Here is a 20,562-nt window from a genome sequence, read left to right on the forward strand (position 1 = left end):
CTCCGGTGTCAGGAGCCGGCGCGGCGGGCGCGGGCGCGGCGCTTGCCCTCGTGCATCGCCTGCACCCGGGCGACCGGGATCGTACGGCCCTCGGCGACCAGTCCCGGATCGAGCGGCTGCGGACCGGGCATCCACGCGGACCAGGGGTCGCCCTCGGCGAGCAGGCGGCGCGCGGTCCGCATCGTGAAGTCCGCCGGCGTCACCTCGTCCAGGTCGTCCCACGCGACGGGGAACGAGACGGGCACCCCGGGCCGTACGCGCGGGCTGTAGACGGCCACGACCGTCGCCCCGCCCGCCCGGGTCGAGTCGATGAACACCTTGCCGCCCCGGTCCTCACGGATGAACGCCGTGGTGGCGAGCGCCGGGTCCAGGCGTTCGGCGCGCGCCCCGATCGCCCGGGTCGCCGCGGCGGCCTCCTCCGCGGTCAACCGCCCCTCGACCGGGACGAACACGTGGACGCCCTTCGCGCCGCTCGTCTTGACCACGCCGGTGAGGCCGGCGTCCGTCAGGACCTCGCGGACGAGGCGGGCCGCGCGGACGGCGAGGCCGAACGCGCCCGCGTCCGGCGGATCGATGTCCAGCACCAGGTGGGTGACCTGCTCGCCGCGCAGGAGCGCGGGGTGGTACTCGACGGCGCGCTGGTTGGCGAACCACAGCAGCGTCCGCCGGTCCTCGCAGACCGCGTACGTCACCTGGCGGTGGGACGCCTCCGCCCACACCCGTACGGCCGGTATCCACGACGGGGCGTACTTCGGAAGGTTCTTCTGCATGAACGGCGCCTGGCCGCGCAGCGCCCGGATCACCGACAGCGGACGCTCCCGCAGGTTCGGGATGATCCGGTCGGCGACCGCGTCGAGGTAGTCCACCAGTTCGCGCTTCGTCGCCCCGGCCCCCTCGAAGAGGGGCTGGTCCAGGTTGGTCAGGGTCACGCCGTCCCGCTGCTCGCCGTCACCGCTCATCGCCCCATCCTCCGCCGTACCGGTCGGAGTCGTCCATGCCCCCGCCAAGCGCCGTCATGCGGTTTCACGGTCGATCGCCGGACGTCATGGCCGCCGGCTCCGGCGATGACGGCTCCGGTACGGGCTCCGGCTCGCCGCGCAGCCCGGGGGCCAGCAGGGCGGTGACCGCCACTGAGCCCGCCGCCATCACGGCCATGGCCGTCGCGGGGGAGACGCGCTGGGCGACCGCGCCGGCGAGGGCGGCGCCGACGCCCTGCATGGTGAGCATGCCGGCGGAGTGCAGGCCCAGTGCCTGCCCGTGCACGTCCTTCGGCGTGAGGGTCATCAGGCGGTCCTGCAGCAGGAGCGTGGCCGAGTACCCGATCGAGGCGAGCGTGATCGCCGCCACGGCGAGGCCCAGGCCGGGGTGCGCGGCGAAGACGAGGTACGGCGCGGCGAGCAGCAGGCGCAGCGGGGCGTCGAGCCGCCGCCGCCAGCCTGCGGGGACGAACCGGCCGGTCAGCGTGTCGCCGAGCAGCATCCCCCCGGCCGCGAACGCGAACAGCAGTCCCGCGTGCCGGGGCGCGTACGGGACGAACAGCGACTCGCAGCCGACGATCAGGCCGTTCGGCACCCACAGGGCCAGGTAGACGTACCGGCGGGGCGGTGAGGACCACAGCCGCGCGTTCGTCCGCCAGGTCGCGGCGATCGACGGCCGGCCCGCGGTCCGCGGCGGGCGGTCGCCGAGACCGAACCGCGCGACGGCCGCCGTGGCGAGGTAGAGGGCCGCGCCGGTCAGCAGCGTGCCGCGCGGGGACAGGGCCGTCACCAGCCCGCCTCCCACGGCGAACCCGCAGATCTGCATGGCGCCGACGGACATGTTCAGCACCGAACGGCCGAGCAGGTAGTCCTCACTGGGAAGGATCTCGCTGAGCAGCCCGTACCGCACCCCGCCGGCCACCGAACCCACCAGCCCCAGCAACATGATCACGACGAAGACGGCCCACAGGGGCAGGCCCGGGACGGCCAGCACGGCGGTGCCGAGCCCGAAGGCCAGCGCCAGGCCCGTCGTCGCGGCGCGGGGCGGCAGCCGGTCGGCCGCCGACAGCAGCGCCGTCGCCCCGATCACCTGTGCCAGAGAAGGGCCGAACATGCTGAGCGCGGACAACAGCGGCGAGCCCGTGGCCGTGTAGACGAGCGTGCCCAGGGCCAGGCCGCTGACGGTCGACGCCGCGACCTGCGTCGACGCGGTCGCGAACAGCGGCGTGAACTCGGGCGTGCGAAAGAGCCCGCGGTAGGTGGTCGGCATGGTCGGGAGTCTCACGCCCGGCGGAACGAGGCCGGTAATGTTTCGCGGGGAGGCGAAACATGAGCTGGTGGCGGATCAGCACGGACACGCTGGCGGAGAGCCGGTTCGTGATCTCGGCGCTGGCCGAGACCACCGCGTGCCTCCTGGCGCTGCACAAGGACGTGGCCGCGCACCCCGGCGAGCGCCAGTGGCTCGACGCCTGCCTTCCCGCCTACCGGGCGCGGCTGGCCGCCGACCCGATCACCGCGCTGCTCGTGTGGTCCGCGCTGCGCCCGGGCTGGATCGCGGACTTCGTGGTCCCCCCGGCCTCCGGCGCGGCGGCTCCGGCCTTCCACGACGAACTGGCACCGATTCGCGAGACACCCGCCGACCAGGTCCATGCGGACCTCGAGGTCGCGCTGCGGGGCCCCGTCCCGGCAGGACTGCGTCGGCCGGATCTGGCCGAGCGCCTCGCCGACCTGCTCGAGTGGTTGTGGATGGAGCTGGTCCGGCCGGACTGGGCGCGACGCCGGCGCGTCATCGAGGCCGACGTCGTCGCGCGGACCGCGCAGCTCGGCCAGGCGGGCTGGGCCGCCGCGTTCGACGCGATGCGTCCGGGCATGCGCTGGCTGGGGGAGGGCCGTCTGCAGGTCAACCGGTACGACTTCCCACCCCGGGACCTTTCCGGAGCGCGGCTGCTGTTCGTCCCGGTGACGCCCGGCGTCGGCTGGGTCTCCTGGGCGGCCGACCGGTACGCCGTGATGTACCCGTGCTCCGGCGTGCTCGCCGAACCCGACCCCGCCCCGGTACCCGATGCTCTGGGCGCCCTGCTGGGGCCTGCGCGGGCGCGCGTCCTCGTCCTCCTGGACACGCCCAAGACCACGACGCAGTTGGTCGCCCTGACCGGCCAGGGGCTCGGCTCGGTCGGCCGTCATCTGAGGATCCTGCTCGACGCCCGGCTCGTCCGGCGCCGACGCGCCGGACGAGCCGTCCTCTACGATCGCACCGCCGCCGGCGAGGTCCTGATCCGCGCCCAGGCGCCCCGCTGACGGCGGCGGACGTCAGGCCTCGGTCCGCAGCGGCCGGAAGAAGGCACGCAGGTCATCGACGACCTGCTCGGGCTCCTCCTGCGCCATGAAGTGCCCGCCCCGTTCGGGCCGGTGCCAGTGGCGCAGGTCCGCGTACAGCCGCTCCGCGAGGCTCTTCGGCAGGGTCCGGAACGCGGGCTCGTTGCTCAGGGTCACCGCTCCCGGAACCGTGACCCGCGGGACCGGCGGGTTGGACGGGTAGTCGTAGTACTGCCGGAACGACGACCCGATCGTGCCGGTCGCCCAGTAGAGGGTCGCGATCGTGCACAGGGTGTCCTTGTCCCAACGGGTCTCGAGGTCACCCCCGCAGTCGCTCCAGTCCCGGTACTTGTCGATGATCCAGGCGGCGAGCCCGGCGGGGGAGTCCATGAGACCGGCGGCGACCGTGTCCGGCCGGGTGCACATGATCTCGCTGTATCCGCCGTCCTGCTCGTCGTACGCGCGCAGGTCGTCGAGGAACGCCTGCTCCTCGGCGGTCGGCGGCCGGTCGCCGAAGTCGGCGGTGACCACCGCCGACGTCACGTGGACGCCGACCAGGCTCTCCGGGAACAGCGCGCCCAGCCACTGGGTGACGCCGCCCCCGATGTCCCCGCCGAACGCCCCGAACCGCCGGTGGCCGAGGGTCTCGGTCATCAGCGAGTGCCAGATCCGGGCGGTGCCCTGGCGGGTGAAGGGACCGTCCGGCAGTTCGGAGAACAGGAACCCGGGCAGCGAGGGGATGACCACGTCGAAGGCGTCGGCGGGGTCGCCGCCGTACGCGGCCGGGTCGGCGAGGCGCCGGGCGACGCCCAGCATCTCGACGAAACTGCTCGGCCAGCCGTGCGTCAGCACGAGGGGGAGCGGCTCGGGCCCGCCTTCGGGGCGCACGCCGCGCACGTGCACGAAGTGCACCCGCCGGCCGGCCACCTCGGCGAGGTAGTGCGGGAAGGCGTTCAGCGCCTTCTCGGCCGCACGCCAGTCGAACTCGTTCGCCCAGTACGCGACGAGCTCGCGCAGGTAGCCGGGATCGGTGCCGGCCGCCCACGAGGTGGTGTCGGACGCCGTCGTGAACCGCGTACGCGCGAGACGCGCGCGCAGGTCGTCGAGGACGTCGTCGGAAACGGAGATCTGGAAAGGCGTGACTGTCATGTTTCCTTCACTGAGGAGTGTGTACGGACGGACACCCCTCGGCGCGGATCAGACGGCCGCGACGGCGAGGAGCGCCCGGAAAGGACCGGTCATCGTCATCGGGCTCACCTCCTCGCGTTCGTTCCGCCACGGGACTATACAGCGCCGCGGCCCGAACACCACCCACATCGCGTACCGCACGCTGCGGCTGATATTGTATCTGAGTCATATAATATGGTTCTCGTATTAGGGAGGATGCCATGGCCGCCAAGGTCGCCATCGTCACCGGGAGTTCACGCGGAATAGGCCGGGCGATCGCCTCGCGACTCGCCGCGGACGGAATGCAGGTGGTCATCAACTACAAGAGCGATCTCGGCGCCGCCGAGGATGTCGCCTCGACCATCGAGAAGTCCGGCGGGAAGGCCGCCATCGTGCAGGCCGACGTGACCGATCCCGCCCAGTTGCGCACACTGTTCGACTCCGCCGAACAGCGCTATGGGGCACTCGACGTCTTCGTGCACAACGCCTACGGAGCCGCCTTCGGCACCATCGCCGAGGCGAGCGACGATGACTACGAGCGCACGTTCGGCGCCAACGCCCGCGCGACGTTCGTGGCGTTCCGGGAGGCCGCGACCCGAGTCCGTGACGGCGGTCGGATCGTGTTCGTCTCCTCGTCGATCACTCGCACGGGCAACCCGCCCGCGCTGTACTCGGCCAGTAAGGCGGCTGGAGAGCAACTGGCGCGCACGTTCGCCCGCGAGGTGGCCGCCCGGCGTATCACCGTCAACAGCGTGCTGGCCGGGTTGACCGAGACCGACGGACTGAGGGCGACCGTAGGTCCTCCCACGGGAGAGCTCGTCCGGAGGATCCCGATGGGCCGGATCGGTCGGCCCGAGGACATCGCCGATGTCGTCGGTTTCATCGCCTCCGACGGGGCCCGGTGGATCACCGGCCAGAGCATCGCCGTCGACGGCGGCATGACCTGACCGGAGATGCCGTACGGCGGGCTGGACACCACGCGGAACGGCCGGTCCGGCAGGCGCAGCGACCGGGCGTCGGTTTCGGCCGCCCCCGGACGGCTGCGGCCCGTGGATGGCCGGAGCCGAGGTCGGGTGTGCGTATCGCTCGGTCAATGCCGGGCGCGTCAGCCCTCAAAGGGGCGAAAATCGGTCGGCCCGGGCGGGTGCGGCGGTCCTTTTCCGAGGCTTCGGCGCGAGGGCGTCGCCGGGAGCGGCGCGGTATGGCGAAGGCGAGATCCGGGGGGGCGGGCCGGGGTCAGGGGCCGGAGCGGCGGGCGGTGTGGGAGGCGGCCTCGGCGGCGGCCGTGGCGGCGTCCCCGGCCCGGATGGCCGCGAGCAGCCGGGAATGGTCCATGTAGCCCTCGGGGGACAGCTCGGCGCCGAAGTGCTCGCGCAGCGACTCCCGGATCACCTGTCCGAGGTCCGCGTACAGCTCGGCCAGCACCTCGTTGTGGGACGCGGCGACGACCGCCAGGTGGAACGCCGCGTCCGCGTCGACGAACGCGTCCCGGTCGCCGGACGTCCAGGCCTTCTCCCGGCGTTCCAGGAGGGTGTCGAGCCGCCGCAGGTCCTCGTCCGTGCGCCGCTCGGCGGCCAGCCCGGCCGCCGCGGCCTCCAGCGCGCCTCGCACCTCGATGACGTCGCGCCGGCCGACCTCGGCGAAGCGGCGCTGCATCACGCCGGACAGCTCGCTGGTCGCCACGACGTAGGTCCCGGAGCCCTGGCGGATGTCCAGCATCCCGTTGTGCGCCAGCGCCCGTACGGCCTCCCGGACGGTGTTGCGGGCGACGCCCAACTGCTCGACCAGCTCCGGTTCGGTCGGGATGCGGGATCCGACCGGCCAGGTGCCGGAGGTGATCTGCTGCCGCAGCCGCGCGATCACCTGGTCCGACAGGGCGGCCCGACGGGGGACCGGTGCGATATTCATCCCATCATTCTACGATTAGCGCTATGTCGAATCATGAGGCGGTTCGTCCGCATTGTGCGGAACCGCCGCAGGACCTCACCGCGTCCCCCGTCGCCGGCCGACGGCTGGCGGCCGTGGCCCTGGTCCTGGCCGCGCTCAACCTCCGCCCCGCCGTCACGAGCCTGGGCCCGGTGCTCGAAGAGGTGCGCTCCACACTCGGGATGAGCGCCACCGTCGCCGGGCTGCTCACCTCGCTGCCGGAGGTGTGCTTCGCGCTCGTCGGGTTCGCCGCGCCCCGGTTCGCCCGCCGGTACGGGACCGACGGAGTCATCGCCATCGGCGCCGTGGCGCTCGCGGCGGGCCTGGTCACGCGGCCCTTCGCGTCGGGCACCCTCGTGTTCATCGCGCTGAGCGCCGTCGCGCTGGCCGGCATCGCGGCGACCAACGTGCTGCTGCCGGTGGTGGTCAAGCAGCGTTTCCCGGACCGGGTCGGCGCGATGACCGGCGTCTACTCGACGGCGCTCAACGTCGGCGCCTGCGCGGCCGCCGCCGGCACCGTTCCGCTGGTCCGGGCGTTCGGCGGGCGCTGGGAGGCCGGTCTGGGCTCCTGGGCGGTGCTCGCCGTCGCCGCCGTTCCGGCGTGGCTGGTTCTCGGCCGCCGCCGGAGCGCGTCCGCCGTCCGCGCGCCGGGGCCTGCCGTGTCGGACGGCGGGTCCGGCGTGCGCATCAGCCGGAACCCCACCGCCTGGGCGCTCGCGGTGTTCTTCGGCCTGCAGGCCGGCGGCGCGTACGTCATCATCGGCTGGCTGCCGCAGATGTTCCGCGACGCCGGGTTGTCGGCGGAGACGGCGGGCCTGCTGTTCGCGGGCACCTCCCTGCTCAGCGTGCCCCTGTCCTACCCGCTGTCCGCCCTCGCGGGCCGCCTGCGCGACCAGAGCGCCCTGGCGGCGGGCCTCGCCGTGTGCGGTCTGGCCGGATTCGCCGGGCTCTGGGCCGCGCCGGCCGGCGCGCCCTGGCTGTGGGCGATGCTGCTCGGACTCTCCAACTGCGCCTTCCCGCTGGCCCTGGCCATGATCGGAATGCGGGGGCAGGACGGCGCCACGGTGGCCCGGCTGTCCGCCTTCGCGCAGAGCACGGGCTACCTCATCTCGATCCCCGTGCCGGTCCTCGTCGGGGTGCTCTACCAGCACAGCGGCGGCTGGCGGACGCCGCTGACCCTCATGGCCGTCCTCATGGTGCTGCAACTCGTGGCCGGCCTCGTCGCGGGCCGCGACCGCCGGATCGGCTGACACCTCTAAGATCGGCCGGGTGCGGAGCGGGGAGACGACGATGGCCCACGGCGCCGAGCCGCGACTGACCGAGGTGGCGCCGGGCGTGCACGCCTGGGTGCAGCCGGACGGCTCCTGGTGGATCAACAACGCCGGGGCGGTGCGGGGGGCCGACGGGGTGATCCTCGTCGACACCTGCGCGACCGCCGAGCGCACCCGGCGGTTCCTCGCCGCGGTCGACGCGGCGACCGGCGGCGACCCGGTACGGATGGCGGTCAACACGCACCTCCACGGGGACCACACGTACGGCAACGCGCTGCTCCCCGACTCCGCCGTGGTGGTCGGGCACCGGGCGACGCGCGAGGGGCTGCTGGCGGACTTCATCCTCAAGGGCACGCCGCCGATCTGGTCGCCGTCCCCCGACTGGGGCGTCTCGGACATCCGGCCGCCGACCGTCGTCCTCGACGACGAGCTGACGCTCTTCACGGGCGAGCGGCGGATCGAGCTCCGGCACCCGGGACACCGGGCCCACACGGCCGGGGACGTGGTCGCGTGGCTGCCGGAGGAGCAGGTGCTGTTCACCGGCGACCTGATCTTCCACGAGGTGACGCCGCTGGTCTTCATGGGGTCCGTCGAGGGGGCGCTGCGCTCGCTGGAGTGGCTGGCCGGCTTCGGCGCCCGTACGGTCGTGCCCGGCCACGGGGCGCTCATCACCGGTGACCTCGCGCCCGTCCTGGCGGCGCACGAGGCGTACTACCGCCTCATCCTCGACACCGCGCGGCGCGGCCGGGCGGAGGGACTCACTCCTCTGGAGGCCGCCCGTACGTGCGACCTCGGCCCGTTCGCGGGATGGCCGGACCGCGAGCGCGTCGTCCTCAACCTGCACCGCGCGTACGCGGACGCCGAAGGCGGCGATCTCGACCTGATCGCCGCCTTCACCGACGCCATCGCCTACAACGGCGGCCCGCTGCGCTGCGCCGTCTGACGGGCGCCGCTCAGCGCCGTCCGGCCAGGGAGGCGCGGGAGACCGGGAAGTCGAAGTAGGTGTTCGGGAACGGCTCGGGCTGGTAGGTGTAGTGCCACCACTCCTCGGCCAGGTTGACGAATCCGGCGGCCTCCATGGCGTTCTTCAGCAGCAGCCGGTTCGCGTGCTGTGTGCCCTGGACGCGCGGGTCGAGCGTGTGGGCGAGCGTGTCGAAGCAGTCGAACCCGGTGCCCATGTCGATCGAGTTGTCGGGGAACCGCTCGGGCTGCGGCGCGTAGCAGGGCACGAGCCGCTGCCCGGGGTGGTACGGCTGCGTCGGCCGCGCGGGCAGCTTCACGACCGTGAGGTCCATCGTGCTGCCCCGGCTGTGCCCGGACTTCTCGGCGATGTAGCCGTCCGCGAACAGCCGCGACTTGTCCACGCGCGGGTAGAACTCGGCCTTCATCTGGGTGGCCTTGGGGTCCTCGGCCCACTTGAAGAAGTCGTTCACCGCGCGCTGCGGGCGGTAGCAGTCGTACACCTTCAGCGAGTAGCCCCGGCGCAGCAGCTTCCCCTGCACCTTGTGCAGGGCCTGGGCGGCCGGCCTGGTCAGGATGCAGATCGGCTGGCGGTATCCGTCGATGGGCCGGCCGACGAAGTTGTGCTTCGTCGGGTAGCGCATCTCCTGGATGATCGTCGGATCGACGTCGCTGAGCGCGACGAACTCCTGGGGAGCCTTCGGCTCCGTACGCGCGTGCGCCGCCGGTGACACGGCGGTAACGGTCAGCAGCGCCGCGAGCGCGACGGTCAGGCGACGGAGAACGGTGGCGGGTTTCTGCATCCCTCTGGCCTATCAGGTCGGGCGTGCCGCGCGAAACCCTCGCACCGCTCGGCCGAGCGCACCTTCAGCCCGATCGGCCGCTCAGCCGAACCGTCCGCTGAGCGAGCGGAAGACGCCCGGCGCCACGCCCCGGAGCCGGGAGGGCAGGCGGAGCCAGCACGGCACGTAGCACTCCGCGCGGTCCCGTTCGACCGCGGCCACCACCGCCCGCGCGACCCGCTCGGGCGGGACCGGCCGGGGCCACCGGCGGGCGTACGGCCGGCCGCGCCGGACGAAGAACGGCGTGTCGACGACGCCGGGTAGCACCACCGACACCCCGACGTCGCGCAGTTCGTGACGGAGCCCCTCCGCGAACACGATCAGCCCGGCCTTGGTCGCCGAGTACACGGCCTCCTCCCGTACACCGACGGCACCCGCGATGGAGGAGACGAACACCACGTGCCCGCCGCCCCGCTCGACCATGCCGGGCAGCAGGAGCCGGGTCAGCTGGATCGGCGCGGTGAGGTTGACGGCGGCGAGCCGATCGACGGCCTTGCCCGGCATACGCGTCAGCGGCCCCGCCCAGCCCGCCCCGGCGTTGCTCACCAGGACGTCGACCGGTCCGGCGCGCGAGGCCAGCCGGGCGACGTCCCAGGCCAGATCGCCTGCGATCACCCGCCCGCCGGTCTCGGCGGCCACGGCGTCGAGCCGCTGCCGGTCCCGCCCCGCCAGGACGAGCCGGGCCCCGGCCCGCGCCATCTCCCGCGCGGTCGCCGCCCCGATCCCCGAGGACGCCCCGGTGATCAGCACCCGCGCCCCACTCAGCCGCATGCTCAATCCGTTCCCCGTGCGAACCCGGCTGATCCCCGGCGTTCACCGGCCACGGGCCGTCGACGTCCTCGGATCGGCACAGCCGCTTGCGCGCGTCAGGGGATCGCGGCCTCGATCTGGGCGAGGTGGGCGGCGAGGAGCTCTTCGAACGCGGCGCGGCGGTCCGCCCCGAGGGGGCGGAGGTCGCGGGCGAAGTGGGTCAGGGCGGGGAAGCGTTCGGGGTCCGCGCCCAGGACTGCGACGCGGAACAGCTCCATGCCCTGTTCGTACTCCTTCGGGGTGATGGTGCTGATGCCGGCCTCGGAGGCGATCAGCGCGGCGATGAGGATCATGATCCGGTGATAGCGCGCCGGGATCTCCTCGTCCGGCAGGCCCGAGGCCCGCAGGGCCTGCAGGAGCTCTTCCATGACCAGCCGGGAACCGGCGCCGCCTGAGGCATAGCGTCCCCAGATCACGGCGAGCTGGGGCTGCCGGCCGAAGGCCTCTCTCAAGCGCAGGGCCAGGGCGGTGACGCGCTGTTTCCAGTCACCCTCGGCGTGGTAGCCGTCCATGGCGGCCAGCAGGATCCGGTCGGCGACCGCCCGCAGCAGTTCGGTCTTGGTGCGGAAGTGCCGGTAGAGGCTGGAGGAGTCGGTCCCGAGCGCCGCGGCGAGCTTGCGCACACTGAACGACTCGGCGTCGCTCGTGCGCAGCAGCTCCGCCGCCGCATCCAGGATCTCCTCGGTCGACCAGCGCCTTCGACCTGTCATCTCGCTCCTCTCACCCGGACTCAGCATAACCTATGCACTTGCCGTTGCACGCGCCGCGTGCATAATGAGGACGTCAAAGCTCACCGTAGGGAACACGAAAGGACATGGGTCGTGGAGAACCCGCTGGATTCCGCGGCGCTGAACGCCGCCCTGGAAGATGTCCACCGCGCCGGGATGCCCGGCTTGTTCGCCGAGGTTCGTGACGGCGACCAGGTCTGGCGCGGCGCCGCCGGGGTCGCCGATGTCGCCACCGGTCGTCCCGTCACCGCCGACATGCGGCACCGCGTCGGCAGCATCACCAAGACCTTCACCGCCGCCGCGGTGTTGCAGCAGGTCGAGAGCGGCCAGATCGGTCTCGACACGCCGATCGGCTGCTACCTGCCGAGGCTGGTCCCCGGCGAACGCGGTGACGCGATCACCATCCGAATGCTGATCAACCACACCAGCGGGCTCGCCGAGTACCTCCCGTATGCCTACCCCTCGTTCAAGGCGTTCCCCGCCCTCGCGAACACCGGCCCCCAGAGCATGGACGACAACCGGTTCACGCGGTTTCACCCCGCCGAACTGATCGAGATGGGGGTCGCCGCACCGGCGGTCGGCGCCCCGGGCGGCACTCCAGGGGTGTACTCCAACACCAACTACCTGCTCCTCGGCCAGCTCCTGGAACAGGTGACCGGCACCACGGCCGAGGAGTACATCACCCAGAACGTCATCGAGCGTGCCGGGCTCCGAGACACCGAACTCCCGGTCGGGCCGTACGTCAACGGGCCGCACTCGCGGATGTACGAGGCGTGGTTGGGCATGATCGACCCGCCGCGCGACTACAGCGTCTTCGACATGTCATTCGTGGGGCCGGCGGCCTCGCTGATATCGACCGTCGCGGACCTCAACCGCTTCTTCGGCATGCTGCTCGCCGGCGAGATCGTCAGCCCGTCGTCGCTGGCGCAGATGCAACGCACCGTCCCGGTCATCTCCCAAGAGGGAAAGACCATCGACTACGGCCTCGGCCTGCACCCGATGAAGGCCCCGGGTCAGAGCACCTTCTGGGGCCACGGCGGCACGGTCTGGGGTGCCGGCGCGCTGGCCATGACCCGTGCCGACGGCGAGCGGCAGATGTCCCTCGCGGTGAACCTCCAGAGGTGGAACAGACTCGGCTCCTCGGGCCGGCCGCGGCCGCACCCCATCGACGATGCGCTTGCGGCTTTCTACCAGGTGGCGATGTACGGCAACACCGAAGACGTTCCGCCGGAGGAGTGACCACCACGGGGTTCCCCGCGCCTCCCGCATCACCTGACCGGCGGACGGCGACCATCCCGTCACCGACCCGGGCCAAGGCCCCGCCCCGGCGAGGGTTTCGGCGCCGGGAGGCATCACGCCGGTTCGTGCGCCGAGGCGCCGTCATCGCGGCGCGGCGTGCTCCTCGACGCGCCGTACGAGGTACTCGGTGACATCCTGCAGGTCGGTGATGGGGCGATGGACGCGGACGCCGCCGGGCGCCGCGAAGTCGAAGCCCTCGGCGCGCACCCACACGTTCAGGGTGCAGCTCCTGGACAATGAGACGCCGATCAGGGACACGCGTGCCTCGTGACGGTGGGCGACGTGCTCGATCCCGCGCGCGGACAGCGCCGCGGCGAGGCTCTGCGCGGCGGCGGAAGGGGCGACGGGCCGAGCGGCGAACCGCCGGGCCTCGGCGAGGGGGAAGGCGCTCCACACCGCCTTCCCCGGCCTCGCGTCCAGCCGGGACCGTGACAGGTACGCGCCCCAGGCTCCGGTGACCGTACCGACGATGTCGAGGCCCTTGCCGTGCTCGGCGAGCAGGTCGCCCGGCCTCGTGGCGGGCCAGGCGGTCCGGCATACGTCGAAGACCGCGACGACGAGTTCCGGGCGTGGGGTCGTACGGCTCCAGATCCAGAGTTCGGCCGGGACGATGGGCTCGTACGGGCCGGCGCGGAGGCCGTGCTTGAGGGCGTTCGTGGTCAGTTCGCTGGCGGTCAGCACCGCGGCGTCGACCAGGTCGCCGGGTAGCCGGAGCGCCGTGAGGGTGTCGTGGACCAGGGACCGGCCGACCGAGGCGCAGCGCGGGTCCGGTGGTAGCCGCCACGCGACCGCACCGCCCTCGGCGATTTCTGCGGCGGCCATATATCCGGGTTGCATGGTATGCGCCATTTTTACCGCCCTCGCTGGTCGTTAATTTCTGTGTTCCTGTTAACACCGTGCCTTTCTCGACCTAAAGTCGTCTCGGTTGCCGACAAGTCCTGCAAGTCAGCGAAACGCCGGAGGAAGGCCATGAGTTTTCGGGAATCCCCCGACCCGAAGTCGTCGATGTGGGCGCTCATCGCCTACTACCTGCGGTTCTGCCGCCAGCAGCGCAAGCTCACCGGCGAGCTGATGGGGGAGGTGCTCGGCGGTTCCAAGGCGACAGTTTCACGGCTGGAAACCGGCGATATGCGACTCGACGAAACGAGGGCCAAGGCGATCGACCGTAAATGGCAGACTGGCGGGATATTCTCCCTCCTCGTCTGGTATGCCACACTCGGCCATGATCCGGACTGGTTCAAGCAGTATCTAGACCTCGAAGCCCGCGCCAAGGTGATCCGAATCTGGGAACTCAGCCTGGTTCCCGGGCTCTTCCAGACGGCCGACTACGCGAGGGCCGGTCTCGCGTCTGGTGGAGTCAAGGACGTGGACGCGGCACTCGAACACCGGCTGGCTCGCCAGGCCGTCCTCGACAAGGAAGACGCCCCCGTTCTGTGGGCCCTGCTGTCGGAGTCACTCTTGGAGTCGCCCTGCGGCGGGCGGGACGTCATGCGAGCGCAACTCGCCCACATCCTCGATCTGTCCGAACGCCCCAACATCGGTGTACGGGTCGTCCCGAAGACCGTCGGGCACCATCCGGGCCTCGACGGGGCGTTCATGATTCTCAGGCTGGCCGATCCGTTCGGTGAGGTGGCCTACGTCGAGGCGCCGGGGGGAGGGCGGCTCGTCCCGAATGCCGATGAAGTGACGTCATTCGACCTGCGCTACGAGCGGATCGGATCCCAGGCATTGCCCGAGAGTGCGTCGCGGGACATGATCAAACAGATCATGGAGGTCATGTGATGAGTTCGCCATGGCGTAAGAGCAGCCGGAGTACGAATCAGGGCGGTGCGTGCGTCGAGGTCGCCGTTGTTGAGCGTGACGCATTGGTCACAATCGCCGGTTGACCTGCACACCTGGCTGAATACTGGGCAGTATGAGGCCCATGGGCTGGGTTATGACCGAAGATATTGCGGAATATGACGCGACCGCTGGCTGCTTCCTTCGGTCCCGGCCGGTCGAGAACACCGTCCTGATCACCGTGGTCGAGTCGCTGCGGGCGCGGGGGTCGGCCTCGTACGGGAACGCGCCGGCGGCGATGGGGGCCTGGCTGTCCACCGGATGCGTGGCCGGGGCGTTCGTGCACACGCCGCCGTTCCCGCTGCTGCTCAGCGCCATGTCGGAGAAGGCCGCGACGGAGCTGGCGGACACCCTGGCCGGGGAGGGGCGGCGGCTGCGAGGGGTCACCGGCCGCCGCGAGCTCGCCGAGTCCTTCGCCGAACGCTGGCGGGCCGCGACCGGCTCCGACTTCACGATCTGGGAGCGCCGTCGGCTCTACCGGCTCGAGGAGGTGTGCGTCCCGGACACGCCCGGCCGCGCCCGTCTCGCCGGGCCGGCCGACCGCGACCTGCTCCTCGGCTGGTACCACGACGCCGAGCGGGAGATCCGCGAGCGGCCCGGCGACCACGGAGCGGCGGTCGACGACCGGATCGCGTACGGCGGGCTGACGCTGTGGGAGCGGGACGGAGTGCCGGTGGCGCTCGCGGGCCGGACCAGGATGGTCGCCGGGATGGTGCGGATCGCCCCCGTCTACACGCCGCCGGAGCACCGGCGCCACGGGTACGGCGCGGCCGCGACGGCCGCGGTCGGCCGGGACGTGGTCGACGCAGGGGCACAGGACGTCGTGGTCTTCGCCGACCTGGCCAACCCGGGGATCAACGCGATCCACCGGCGCATCGGCTTCCAGCCCCTGGACGACTACCTGGTGATCTCCTTCGGAACGTCGCGGCACGGCGGTTGAGCGTCCGCGCCCCCGACTCGCGGAGGCGCGGCAGCCCCCGTCACGACCCGCCGGTCACGCGGCTCCCCTCTTCGGCGGGCTCCTCGCTCGGTACCTCGTCCGCCAGCGCCGCCCCCGAGACGAACGCGGCCGACAGCGTCAGCAGCAGGGCCCACAGGCCGAAGAAGGTGAACGCCACGGCGCCGTACGGGCCCGTGATCCAGTAGATGAACAGACCCGCGCCGATGATTCCGATCCCCGTTAACGCGATGCGCATGCGTACTACTTTGCGGTGAGATCCACGCCGATGTCGAGTGGATAACCCCCGAACGGAATGATCGTCCCGGCCCCGCCGGCCGGGAGCATCTCCGCCTGGGCTTGTGCCGAGGATTTCGGTGCCGTGAGCAACGAAAATCCAGGGCGGTAACGGTGGCCCGTACAGAAGTCTCGGAATTCGTGCCCTGGTTGCCGGTTTCATCCCACTTTGCGACTTATGGTGCGTCGCGTTCACCGAACGTTCCGCCCCCGCGCTAGACGGCGGCGTCGAACGACTCCTCCGCCTGGGTGATCGCCTGCGTGAGTGCGTCGGGCTCCGGCCGCAGGCCGGCGGTGATCGTGTCGATGGCGCGTAGGCCGGCGCGCTCCAGGAGCCGCTTCTCGTTGGTGATCCACTCGCCGCGTGCCGCCAGCACCGCGTGCGCCGTGTTCATGGCGGCGGTGGCCAGCGCGCCCGCGACCTCGGTGACCTGGCCCCGCCGAGCGTAGGCGCCCCGGGCGTACTGCAGCGTGATCGCCGCGCGGCCGCGCCAGACCGGCGGGGCCGCCGCGCGCAGCGCCTGCGGGTACTCCGGGCGCGGCAGAGTGCCGCGCAGCACCCGGTTGACGGCGAGTTCGGCGACCACCAGGTAGCTCGGAATACCCGCGAGGTGGAACATCAGCGGCTCCCAGTGGAAGCGGCCCTGCCGGGCCTCGGCGAGTTCGTGGTCGACGACGTCGAGGTCGCGGTAGTGGATGTCGACGCGCCGGCCGTCGATCGTGAGCCAGGCCCCGCCGTTGAAGACCCCTCCGCCCCAGCCGCCGATCTCGGAGACCTCGCCGTCCCAGCCGACGGCGCGCAGCTCGGCCGGGTCGAAGCCGTCCCGGTAGTAGACGGCCAGGTCCCAGTCGCTGTCCGGGGTGTGGGTGCCCTGAGCGCGCGAGCCGCCGAGGGTGACGGCCCGTACGGCGGGCAGGGCCGCGAGCCGGTCGGCGAGGAGGTCGAGGAACGTTTCGTCGGTCATGGGGATCCGATCGCGAGAAGTGGATGACGGGCGCCGCGGGCACACCGCGCGGACGCCGGAGCAGAGGGCTCGGACGGCGTCAGGTGAATCGGTGCGCCGAGGTCATCGCTTCATGCGGACGATCTTACCCACCCGCGGAATCCCAGGTCAGCCGGTAGGAGGCGGGGCGTAGGGGTACCACCCCCTACGTGAGTCCGGCGGGCGGCCGGTGAAGACGTTCCTCGCTCTCGCGGCGGCCTGCTTCATCGGCATCGGTTTCGTCGCCCAGCAGCACGTGGCATACCGCGAGCCGCTGGACGAGATGCTGCGGTTCAAGCTGCTCGCCCACCTCATCCGCCAGCCGGTGTGGCTGCTGGGCATCGCCGCCATGATCTGCGGGCAGGTGTTGGGTGCGGTGGCGCTCGACGAATCGGACCTGGGCCGGGTCGAGCCGCTGCTGGCGACGAACCTGATCTTCGCGCTCGTCATCGCCCACGCGGTCTACAAGGAGCCGCTCAGCCGGGAGGTCTGGTGGGGCGGGTTGCTCGTCACGGGGGGAGCGGTGATCTTTCTGGCGTTCGGGCAGCCGCACGGGGGGCGGACCACGGCACCGGATTCGCCCCGCTGGCTCGCGGCCGGCGCCGTGGTGGTGGTCGCGGCAGGGTTCGTGCTGGTCGCTCTTCCACGCTCGCTGCGGACCAAGGCGATGCTGTTCGCAGCGGCGGCCGGGATGCTGTTCGGCGTCCAGGACGCCCTGACCCGGAGTTCGCTGCTCGAACTCGGCCAGGGGCTGCCGGTCGCCATGCGGAGCTGGCAGCCGTACGCCCTGATCATCGTCGCCCTGCTGTCCCTGCTGCTGGCACAGAGCGCGTTCGACGCCGCGCCGATCGGCATCTCGCTGCCCGCGATGACGGCGGTCGAGCCGATCATCGGCATCGTCCTGGGGATGCTCGTCTTCGCCGAGAACCTCCGTTTCACCGGGGCCGCGATCACGGCGGAGGTCATCGGCCTGCTGATGATCGTCACCGGCATCGGCGTGCTGGGCCGCTCGTCCTTCCTCGACAAGCCGGGATCGGCCGTGCGGCAGGACGGCGGGTCGGGATGATCTCCGTCCTGTTCGCGGTCCTCGCCGCGGCGAGCAACGCCCTCGCGTCCGTGCTGCAGCGGCACGCGGCACGATCGGCGCCCGAGGATGAGGCGTTCCGGTTCGCGCTGATCCTGGACCTGGTCCGGCGCCCGGAGTGGCTCGGCGGCATCGTCGCGCTGATGTTCGGTTTCCTGTTCCAGGCCGCCGCGCTGACCACCGGAGAGCTGTCCCTGGTACAGCCCATCCTCGTCACCGAGCTGCCGATCACGATGCTGCTGCTCGCCGGCCTCTTCCGCATCCGGCTCGGCACGGAGTCCTGGCGGGCCGTCGGCGCGCTGACCGTCGGGCTGGCCACCCTCCTGGCCTCCGCCGCCCCGTCTCCGGGGCACCGGCACCCGGACCGGATCGAGTGGGCGATCGCGACGGCGGTGACCCTCGGACTGGTCGGCTACCTCGTCTCGGTGGCGAAGGTCACCAGCGGGACGAGCCGCGCGGTGCTGCTCGGCGTCGCCTCGGGTCTGGGGTTCGCGTTCACCGCCGCGCTGATGAAGGAGGCGACCGAGGTCATCTCCGCGGGTCCCGTCGCGCTGCTGACCTCCTGGGCGGTGTGGGCGATGGTGGCGGCCGGGCTGGGCAGCCTGTTCCTCCTGCAGAACGCCCTGCACAGCGGCACGCTCGTCGCCGTGCAGCCCGCGCTGAACGTCTCCGATCCCGTCTCCAGCATCGCCTACGGGGTCGGCCTGTTCGGTGAGGAGATCCGGCTCGGCGGGTGGGTGGTCCTGGAGCTCCTCGGCGTCGGCCTGCTCCTCTATGGCAGCAGGCTGCTGGCCCAGTCACCGCCGGTCCGCGGTCACGCCCAGGTCAACCCGCCCGGTCCGGAGAGCGAGAGCCGTCTGGGTCACTGACCGGCGTCGCGTACGGACCGAAGAGCAGGTCCTCGGCCGGGGCCGCGTCGAACAGCGCCGCCGCGCGGGCGACCGGACCGCTCCGGGCGGCGGGGTCACCGAGCCGGTCGAGCTCGGCGAGGAGGCGCTCGGCGTCGGCGGCGTGGACGCTCAGCCCGGCGCGGGCCATCGCCAGGACGCCGTCCCGGCCGTGGCCGGGGATCGGCCGGTACGACACGACGGGCAGCCGTGCCGCGAACGCCTCCCGGCACGTCAGCCCGGCCGCGTTGTCGACCAGGGCGTGGGCGGCGGCCATCAGCTCCGGCAGATCCGGACGCCAGCCGAGCGCGACGGTCCCCTCTACGGCGCCGAGCCGGGCCCGCAGCGCGTCGTTGCGGCCGCACAGCACGACCGGCACGTACCGGCCCGAGCGCGCGAGCACCCGGGCGGTCTCCTCGACGGCGCCGACGCCCCACGAGCCCGCCGAGACCAGGACCAGGCGGTCCTCCGGCCGGATGCCGAGCCGGGCGTGCACGGCCGCCGCGTCGGCCCGCGTGCTCCGGAAGACGGGGCGCGTCAGCGGGGCGTGGCAGACGGCGGGACGGCCGGACGCGGCGGCGACCTCCCGCGCCGTCTCCGGGCAGGGGCACAGGTAGCGGTCGGTGCCCGGATGCAGCCACAGTCGATGCGCCGCGAAGTCGGTGAGCAGCACCATGGCCGGCGCCCGCGACCGCCCGGTGCGGCGCAGGTGCCCGGCCGCCTGCGCGGCCAGGTGGAACGTCGAGACGACCAGGTCCGGGGCGTGCCGTCGCAGCAGGCGGTGCAGGCGCGCGGCGGCCAGCACGGTCAGCGGGGACGCGAGCCACGCCGGACGCGGGGACGCGAGCCACGCCGGACGCGGGGACGCGAGCCACGCCGGACGCGGGGACGCGGGCGACGCCGGACGGCGTCCGCCCGCCGCGGCGCCCGCCCGGCCGGGCACGAAGAACACCCGATAGATCAGCGCGTACAGCCAGGGCTCGCGCCGCATCATCCAGCCGTACCACCACCGCAGGGCGCGCCCGAGGCGCAGCGGAAGCAGCTCGAGCACGTCGACGACGTCGGCGCGGTGCCCGGCGGCCGTCAGCCGCCCGGCGAGTTCGCCGGCGACGGCGTCGTGGCCGGCGCCCATCCCGGCGCTGAGGAGCAGCACTCGGCGGCCCCTTTCGGATTCATTTTCCGTGCCCTGATCGCGGTCTATATCTGCGCTTCCCATTGTGGTTCCGTGGGTCATTGTTGGCGGGTCTTTTCCGTGCTGGGCGGCGGGGTCGTCAGTATAAGTTCTCCCTGTTCGGGGCAACCTAAAGATCTCCGGAGAGTCAAATCATCGTGGATCTACGGTTTGCTTAGCTGATATCGGCCGCCTAGTCGTTTACGTCGTCTCTCCAGGGAAATCGTGAAGCCGTGTCATCGGCAGAGGGCGTCATATACAAAGCGCGCCGGGAGAATTTCCCGGTGGCGTCGCGGCTGCTGCCGCGTGGGTATCGCCGGCACCTGATGGCGGTGTACGGCTTCGCCCGGTTCATCGACGACATCGGAGATGAGGCGCCGCCCGCCGACCGGCTCCGCCTGCTGGACGTCGTCGAGGACGACCTCACACGCCTCTACGCCGGGCGCACCGCGCAGGTACCGGCCGTCGGGGCGCTGAAGCGGACCGTCAGCGAGTACGCGATCCCGGCCGAGCCGTTCCGGCGGCTCATCCGGGCCGGGCGGCGCGACCAGGCGGTCACCCGTTACGAGAGCTTCGAGGAACTGCTCGCCTACTGCGAGCTGTCCGCGAACCCGGTCGGCCACATCGTGCTGCACGTGTTCGGCGTCGCCGACCAGCGGCGCTGCGCCCTCTCCGACCAGGTGTGCTCGGCGCTGCAGGTGATCGAGCACTGCCAGGACGTCGGAGAGGACTACACCCGGGGCCGCGTCTACGTGCCAGGCGCCGACCTGCGCCGATTCGGCTGCACGGACGACGACTTCGCCCGCGCGACGACCCCGGACCGGCTGCGGCGCGCGGTCGCCCTGCAGACCACGCGGGCCACCGCGCTCCTGGACGCCGGGACCGCCCTGGTTCCGGCGCTGACCGGCCCGGCACGGGTCGCCGTGGCGGGCTACATCGCGGGCGGCCGCGCCACGATCGCCGCGCTCACGGCCGCGGATCACGACGTCCTCGGCCGGGCCGTCCGCCCCCGGCGGACGCGGCTGCTGACGACGTGGCTGCGCGTCCTCGCGACAGGAAGGTGAGCCG

Annotated in this window: 22 protein-coding genes; 11 read left to right on the plus strand and 11 right to left on the minus strand. The window is 72.2% G+C overall.

All coding sequences use genetic code 11. The features are described from left to right. Positions 1-8 precede the first annotated feature (8 nt). Complete coding sequence (locus AB0L00_RS27480; protein ID WP_364439906.1) at positions 9-959, minus strand: ATP-dependent DNA ligase; 951 nt, start codon at positions 957-959, stop codon at positions 9-11. 64 nt (positions 960-1,023) lie between these two features. Continuing rightward, positions 1,024-2,247 (minus strand): MFS transporter, encoded by a 1,224-nt coding sequence (locus AB0L00_RS27485; protein ID WP_364439909.1) that lies wholly within the window; start codon positions 2,245-2,247, stop codon positions 1,024-1,026. Positions 2,248-2,306: 59 nt separating this feature from the next. Here AB0L00_RS27485 and AB0L00_RS27490 point away from each other — a divergent pair, with 59 nt between their 5' ends. Continuing rightward, positions 2,307-3,275 carry an ArsR family transcriptional regulator gene (locus AB0L00_RS27490; RefSeq protein WP_364439911.1) on the plus strand — a complete coding sequence of 323 codons (969 nt, stop codon included), beginning with the start codon at positions 2,307-2,309 and terminating at the stop codon, positions 3,273-3,275. A 12-nt stretch (positions 3,276-3,287) separates the two neighbouring features. Here AB0L00_RS27490 and AB0L00_RS27495 read toward each other — a convergent pair whose 3' ends face one another. Further along, the gene (locus tag AB0L00_RS27495) at positions 3,288-4,442 is read right to left on the minus strand and encodes an epoxide hydrolase family protein (RefSeq protein WP_364439914.1); all 1,155 of its coding nucleotides are present in this window, start codon (positions 4,440-4,442) and stop codon (positions 3,288-3,290) included. A 239-nt stretch (positions 4,443-4,681) separates the two neighbouring features. Between AB0L00_RS27495 and AB0L00_RS27500 the strand changes: the two genes are divergently transcribed. Continuing rightward, complete coding sequence (locus AB0L00_RS27500) at positions 4,682-5,407, plus strand: SDR family oxidoreductase (RefSeq protein WP_364439917.1); 726 nt, start codon at positions 4,682-4,684, stop codon at positions 5,405-5,407. A 289-nt stretch (positions 5,408-5,696) separates the two neighbouring features. Here the strand turns inward: AB0L00_RS27500 and AB0L00_RS27505 are convergent, their stop codons facing one another. Continuing rightward, complete coding sequence (locus AB0L00_RS27505; RefSeq protein WP_364439919.1) at positions 5,697-6,368, minus strand: FadR/GntR family transcriptional regulator; 672 nt, start codon at positions 6,366-6,368, stop codon at positions 5,697-5,699. Positions 6,369-6,391: 23 nt separating this feature from the next. Here AB0L00_RS27505 and AB0L00_RS27510 point away from each other — a divergent pair, with 23 nt between their 5' ends. Further along, the gene (locus AB0L00_RS27510) at positions 6,392-7,636 is read left to right on the plus strand and encodes an MFS transporter (protein ID WP_364439922.1); all 1,245 of its coding nucleotides are present in this window, start codon (positions 6,392-6,394) and stop codon (positions 7,634-7,636) included. A 40-nt stretch (positions 7,637-7,676) separates the two neighbouring features. Further along, entirely contained in the window at positions 7,677-8,600 is a 924-nt protein-coding gene (locus tag AB0L00_RS27515; protein ID WP_364440043.1) for an MBL fold metallo-hydrolase, read from the plus strand. Positions 8,601-8,610: 10 nt separating this feature from the next. On the opposite strand, the gene AB0L00_RS27520 is transcribed toward AB0L00_RS27515, so the two are convergent. The 3 genes from AB0L00_RS27520 to AB0L00_RS27530 form a co-directional block, all read right to left on the minus strand. After that, the gene (locus AB0L00_RS27520; RefSeq protein WP_364439924.1) at positions 8,611-9,420 is read right to left on the minus strand and encodes a M15 family metallopeptidase; all 810 of its coding nucleotides are present in this window, start codon (positions 9,418-9,420) and stop codon (positions 8,611-8,613) included. An 81-nt stretch (positions 9,421-9,501) separates the two neighbouring features. Further along, positions 9,502-10,230 carry an SDR family NAD(P)-dependent oxidoreductase gene (locus AB0L00_RS27525; protein WP_364439927.1) on the minus strand — a complete coding sequence of 243 codons (729 nt, stop codon included), beginning with the start codon at positions 10,228-10,230 and terminating at the stop codon, positions 9,502-9,504. A 95-nt stretch (positions 10,231-10,325) separates the two neighbouring features. Then, complete coding sequence (locus tag AB0L00_RS27530) at positions 10,326-10,979, minus strand: TetR/AcrR family transcriptional regulator (protein WP_364439930.1); 654 nt, start codon at positions 10,977-10,979, stop codon at positions 10,326-10,328. 111 nt (positions 10,980-11,090) lie between these two features. Between AB0L00_RS27530 and AB0L00_RS27535 the strand changes: the two genes are divergently transcribed. Beyond that, positions 11,091-12,236 carry a serine hydrolase domain-containing protein gene (locus tag AB0L00_RS27535; protein ID WP_364439933.1) on the plus strand — a complete coding sequence of 382 codons (1,146 nt, stop codon included), beginning with the start codon at positions 11,091-11,093 and terminating at the stop codon, positions 12,234-12,236. A 141-nt stretch (positions 12,237-12,377) separates the two neighbouring features. Here the strand turns inward: AB0L00_RS27535 and AB0L00_RS27540 are convergent, their stop codons facing one another. Continuing rightward, on the minus strand, positions 12,378-13,118 hold the full coding sequence (locus tag AB0L00_RS27540) for a hypothetical protein (protein ID WP_364439936.1): 741 nt from the start codon (positions 13,116-13,118) through the stop codon (positions 12,378-12,380). 147 nt (positions 13,119-13,265) lie between these two features. Here AB0L00_RS27540 and AB0L00_RS27545 point away from each other — a divergent pair, with 147 nt between their 5' ends. Genes AB0L00_RS27545 through AB0L00_RS27555 form a run of 3 tightly spaced genes read left to right on the plus strand, consistent with a single transcriptional unit; the run spans position 13,266 to position 15,075 of the window. Continuing rightward, entirely contained in the window at positions 13,266-14,078 is an 813-nt protein-coding gene (locus AB0L00_RS27545; protein WP_364439939.1) for a Scr1 family TA system antitoxin-like transcriptional regulator, read from the plus strand. Continuing rightward, positions 14,078-14,182 carry a DUF397 domain-containing protein gene (locus tag AB0L00_RS27550; protein ID WP_364439942.1) on the plus strand — a complete coding sequence of 35 codons (105 nt, stop codon included), beginning with the start codon at positions 14,078-14,080 and terminating at the stop codon, positions 14,180-14,182. Before AB0L00_RS27545 ends, AB0L00_RS27550 begins: the two co-directional genes overlap by 1 nt. A 50-nt stretch (positions 14,183-14,232) precedes the next feature. Beyond that, positions 14,233-15,075, plus strand: coding sequence for a GNAT family N-acetyltransferase (locus tag AB0L00_RS27555; protein ID WP_364439945.1), 843 nt, complete (start codon positions 14,233-14,235; stop codon positions 15,073-15,075). Positions 15,076-15,115: 40 nt separating this feature from the next. Here AB0L00_RS27555 and AB0L00_RS27560 read toward each other — a convergent pair whose 3' ends face one another. Continuing rightward, positions 15,116-15,331, minus strand: a complete 216-nt coding sequence (locus AB0L00_RS27560) for a hypothetical protein (RefSeq protein ID WP_364439948.1) — start codon at positions 15,329-15,331, stop codon at positions 15,116-15,118. Between the two features lie 253 nt (positions 15,332-15,584). After that, positions 15,585-16,334, minus strand: a complete 750-nt coding sequence (locus AB0L00_RS27565; RefSeq protein ID WP_364439951.1) for a nucleotidyltransferase domain-containing protein — start codon at positions 16,332-16,334, stop codon at positions 15,585-15,587. Between the two features lie 208 nt (positions 16,335-16,542). Between AB0L00_RS27565 and AB0L00_RS27570 the strand changes: the two genes are divergently transcribed. Beyond that, the gene (locus AB0L00_RS27570) at positions 16,543-17,418 is read left to right on the plus strand and encodes a DMT family transporter (RefSeq protein WP_364439954.1); all 876 of its coding nucleotides are present in this window, start codon (positions 16,543-16,545) and stop codon (positions 17,416-17,418) included. Continuing rightward, positions 17,415-18,305, plus strand: coding sequence for a DMT family transporter (locus AB0L00_RS27575; protein WP_364439956.1), 891 nt, complete (start codon positions 17,415-17,417; stop codon positions 18,303-18,305). Before AB0L00_RS27570 ends, AB0L00_RS27575 begins: the two co-directional genes overlap by 4 nt. On the opposite strand, the gene AB0L00_RS27580 is transcribed toward AB0L00_RS27575, so the two are convergent. After that, the gene (locus AB0L00_RS27580; protein WP_364439959.1) at positions 18,262-19,476 is read right to left on the minus strand and encodes a hypothetical protein; all 1,215 of its coding nucleotides are present in this window, start codon (positions 19,474-19,476) and stop codon (positions 18,262-18,264) included. The two genes, AB0L00_RS27575 and AB0L00_RS27580, sit on opposite strands and share 44 nt — an antisense overlap. Before the next feature lie 251 nt (positions 19,477-19,727). On the opposite strand from AB0L00_RS27580, the gene hpnC reads away from it, so the two are divergent. After that, on the plus strand, positions 19,728-20,558 hold the full coding sequence (gene hpnC / locus AB0L00_RS27585) for a squalene synthase HpnC (RefSeq protein ID WP_345363360.1): 831 nt from the start codon (positions 19,728-19,730) through the stop codon (positions 20,556-20,558). Positions 20,559-20,562 lie beyond the last annotated feature (4 nt).

The organism is Actinoallomurus sp. NPDC052308, from assembly GCF_040679195.1.
GTDB classification, from domain to species: Bacteria; Actinomycetota; Actinomycetes; order Streptosporangiales; family Streptosporangiaceae; genus Actinoallomurus; species Actinoallomurus liliacearum.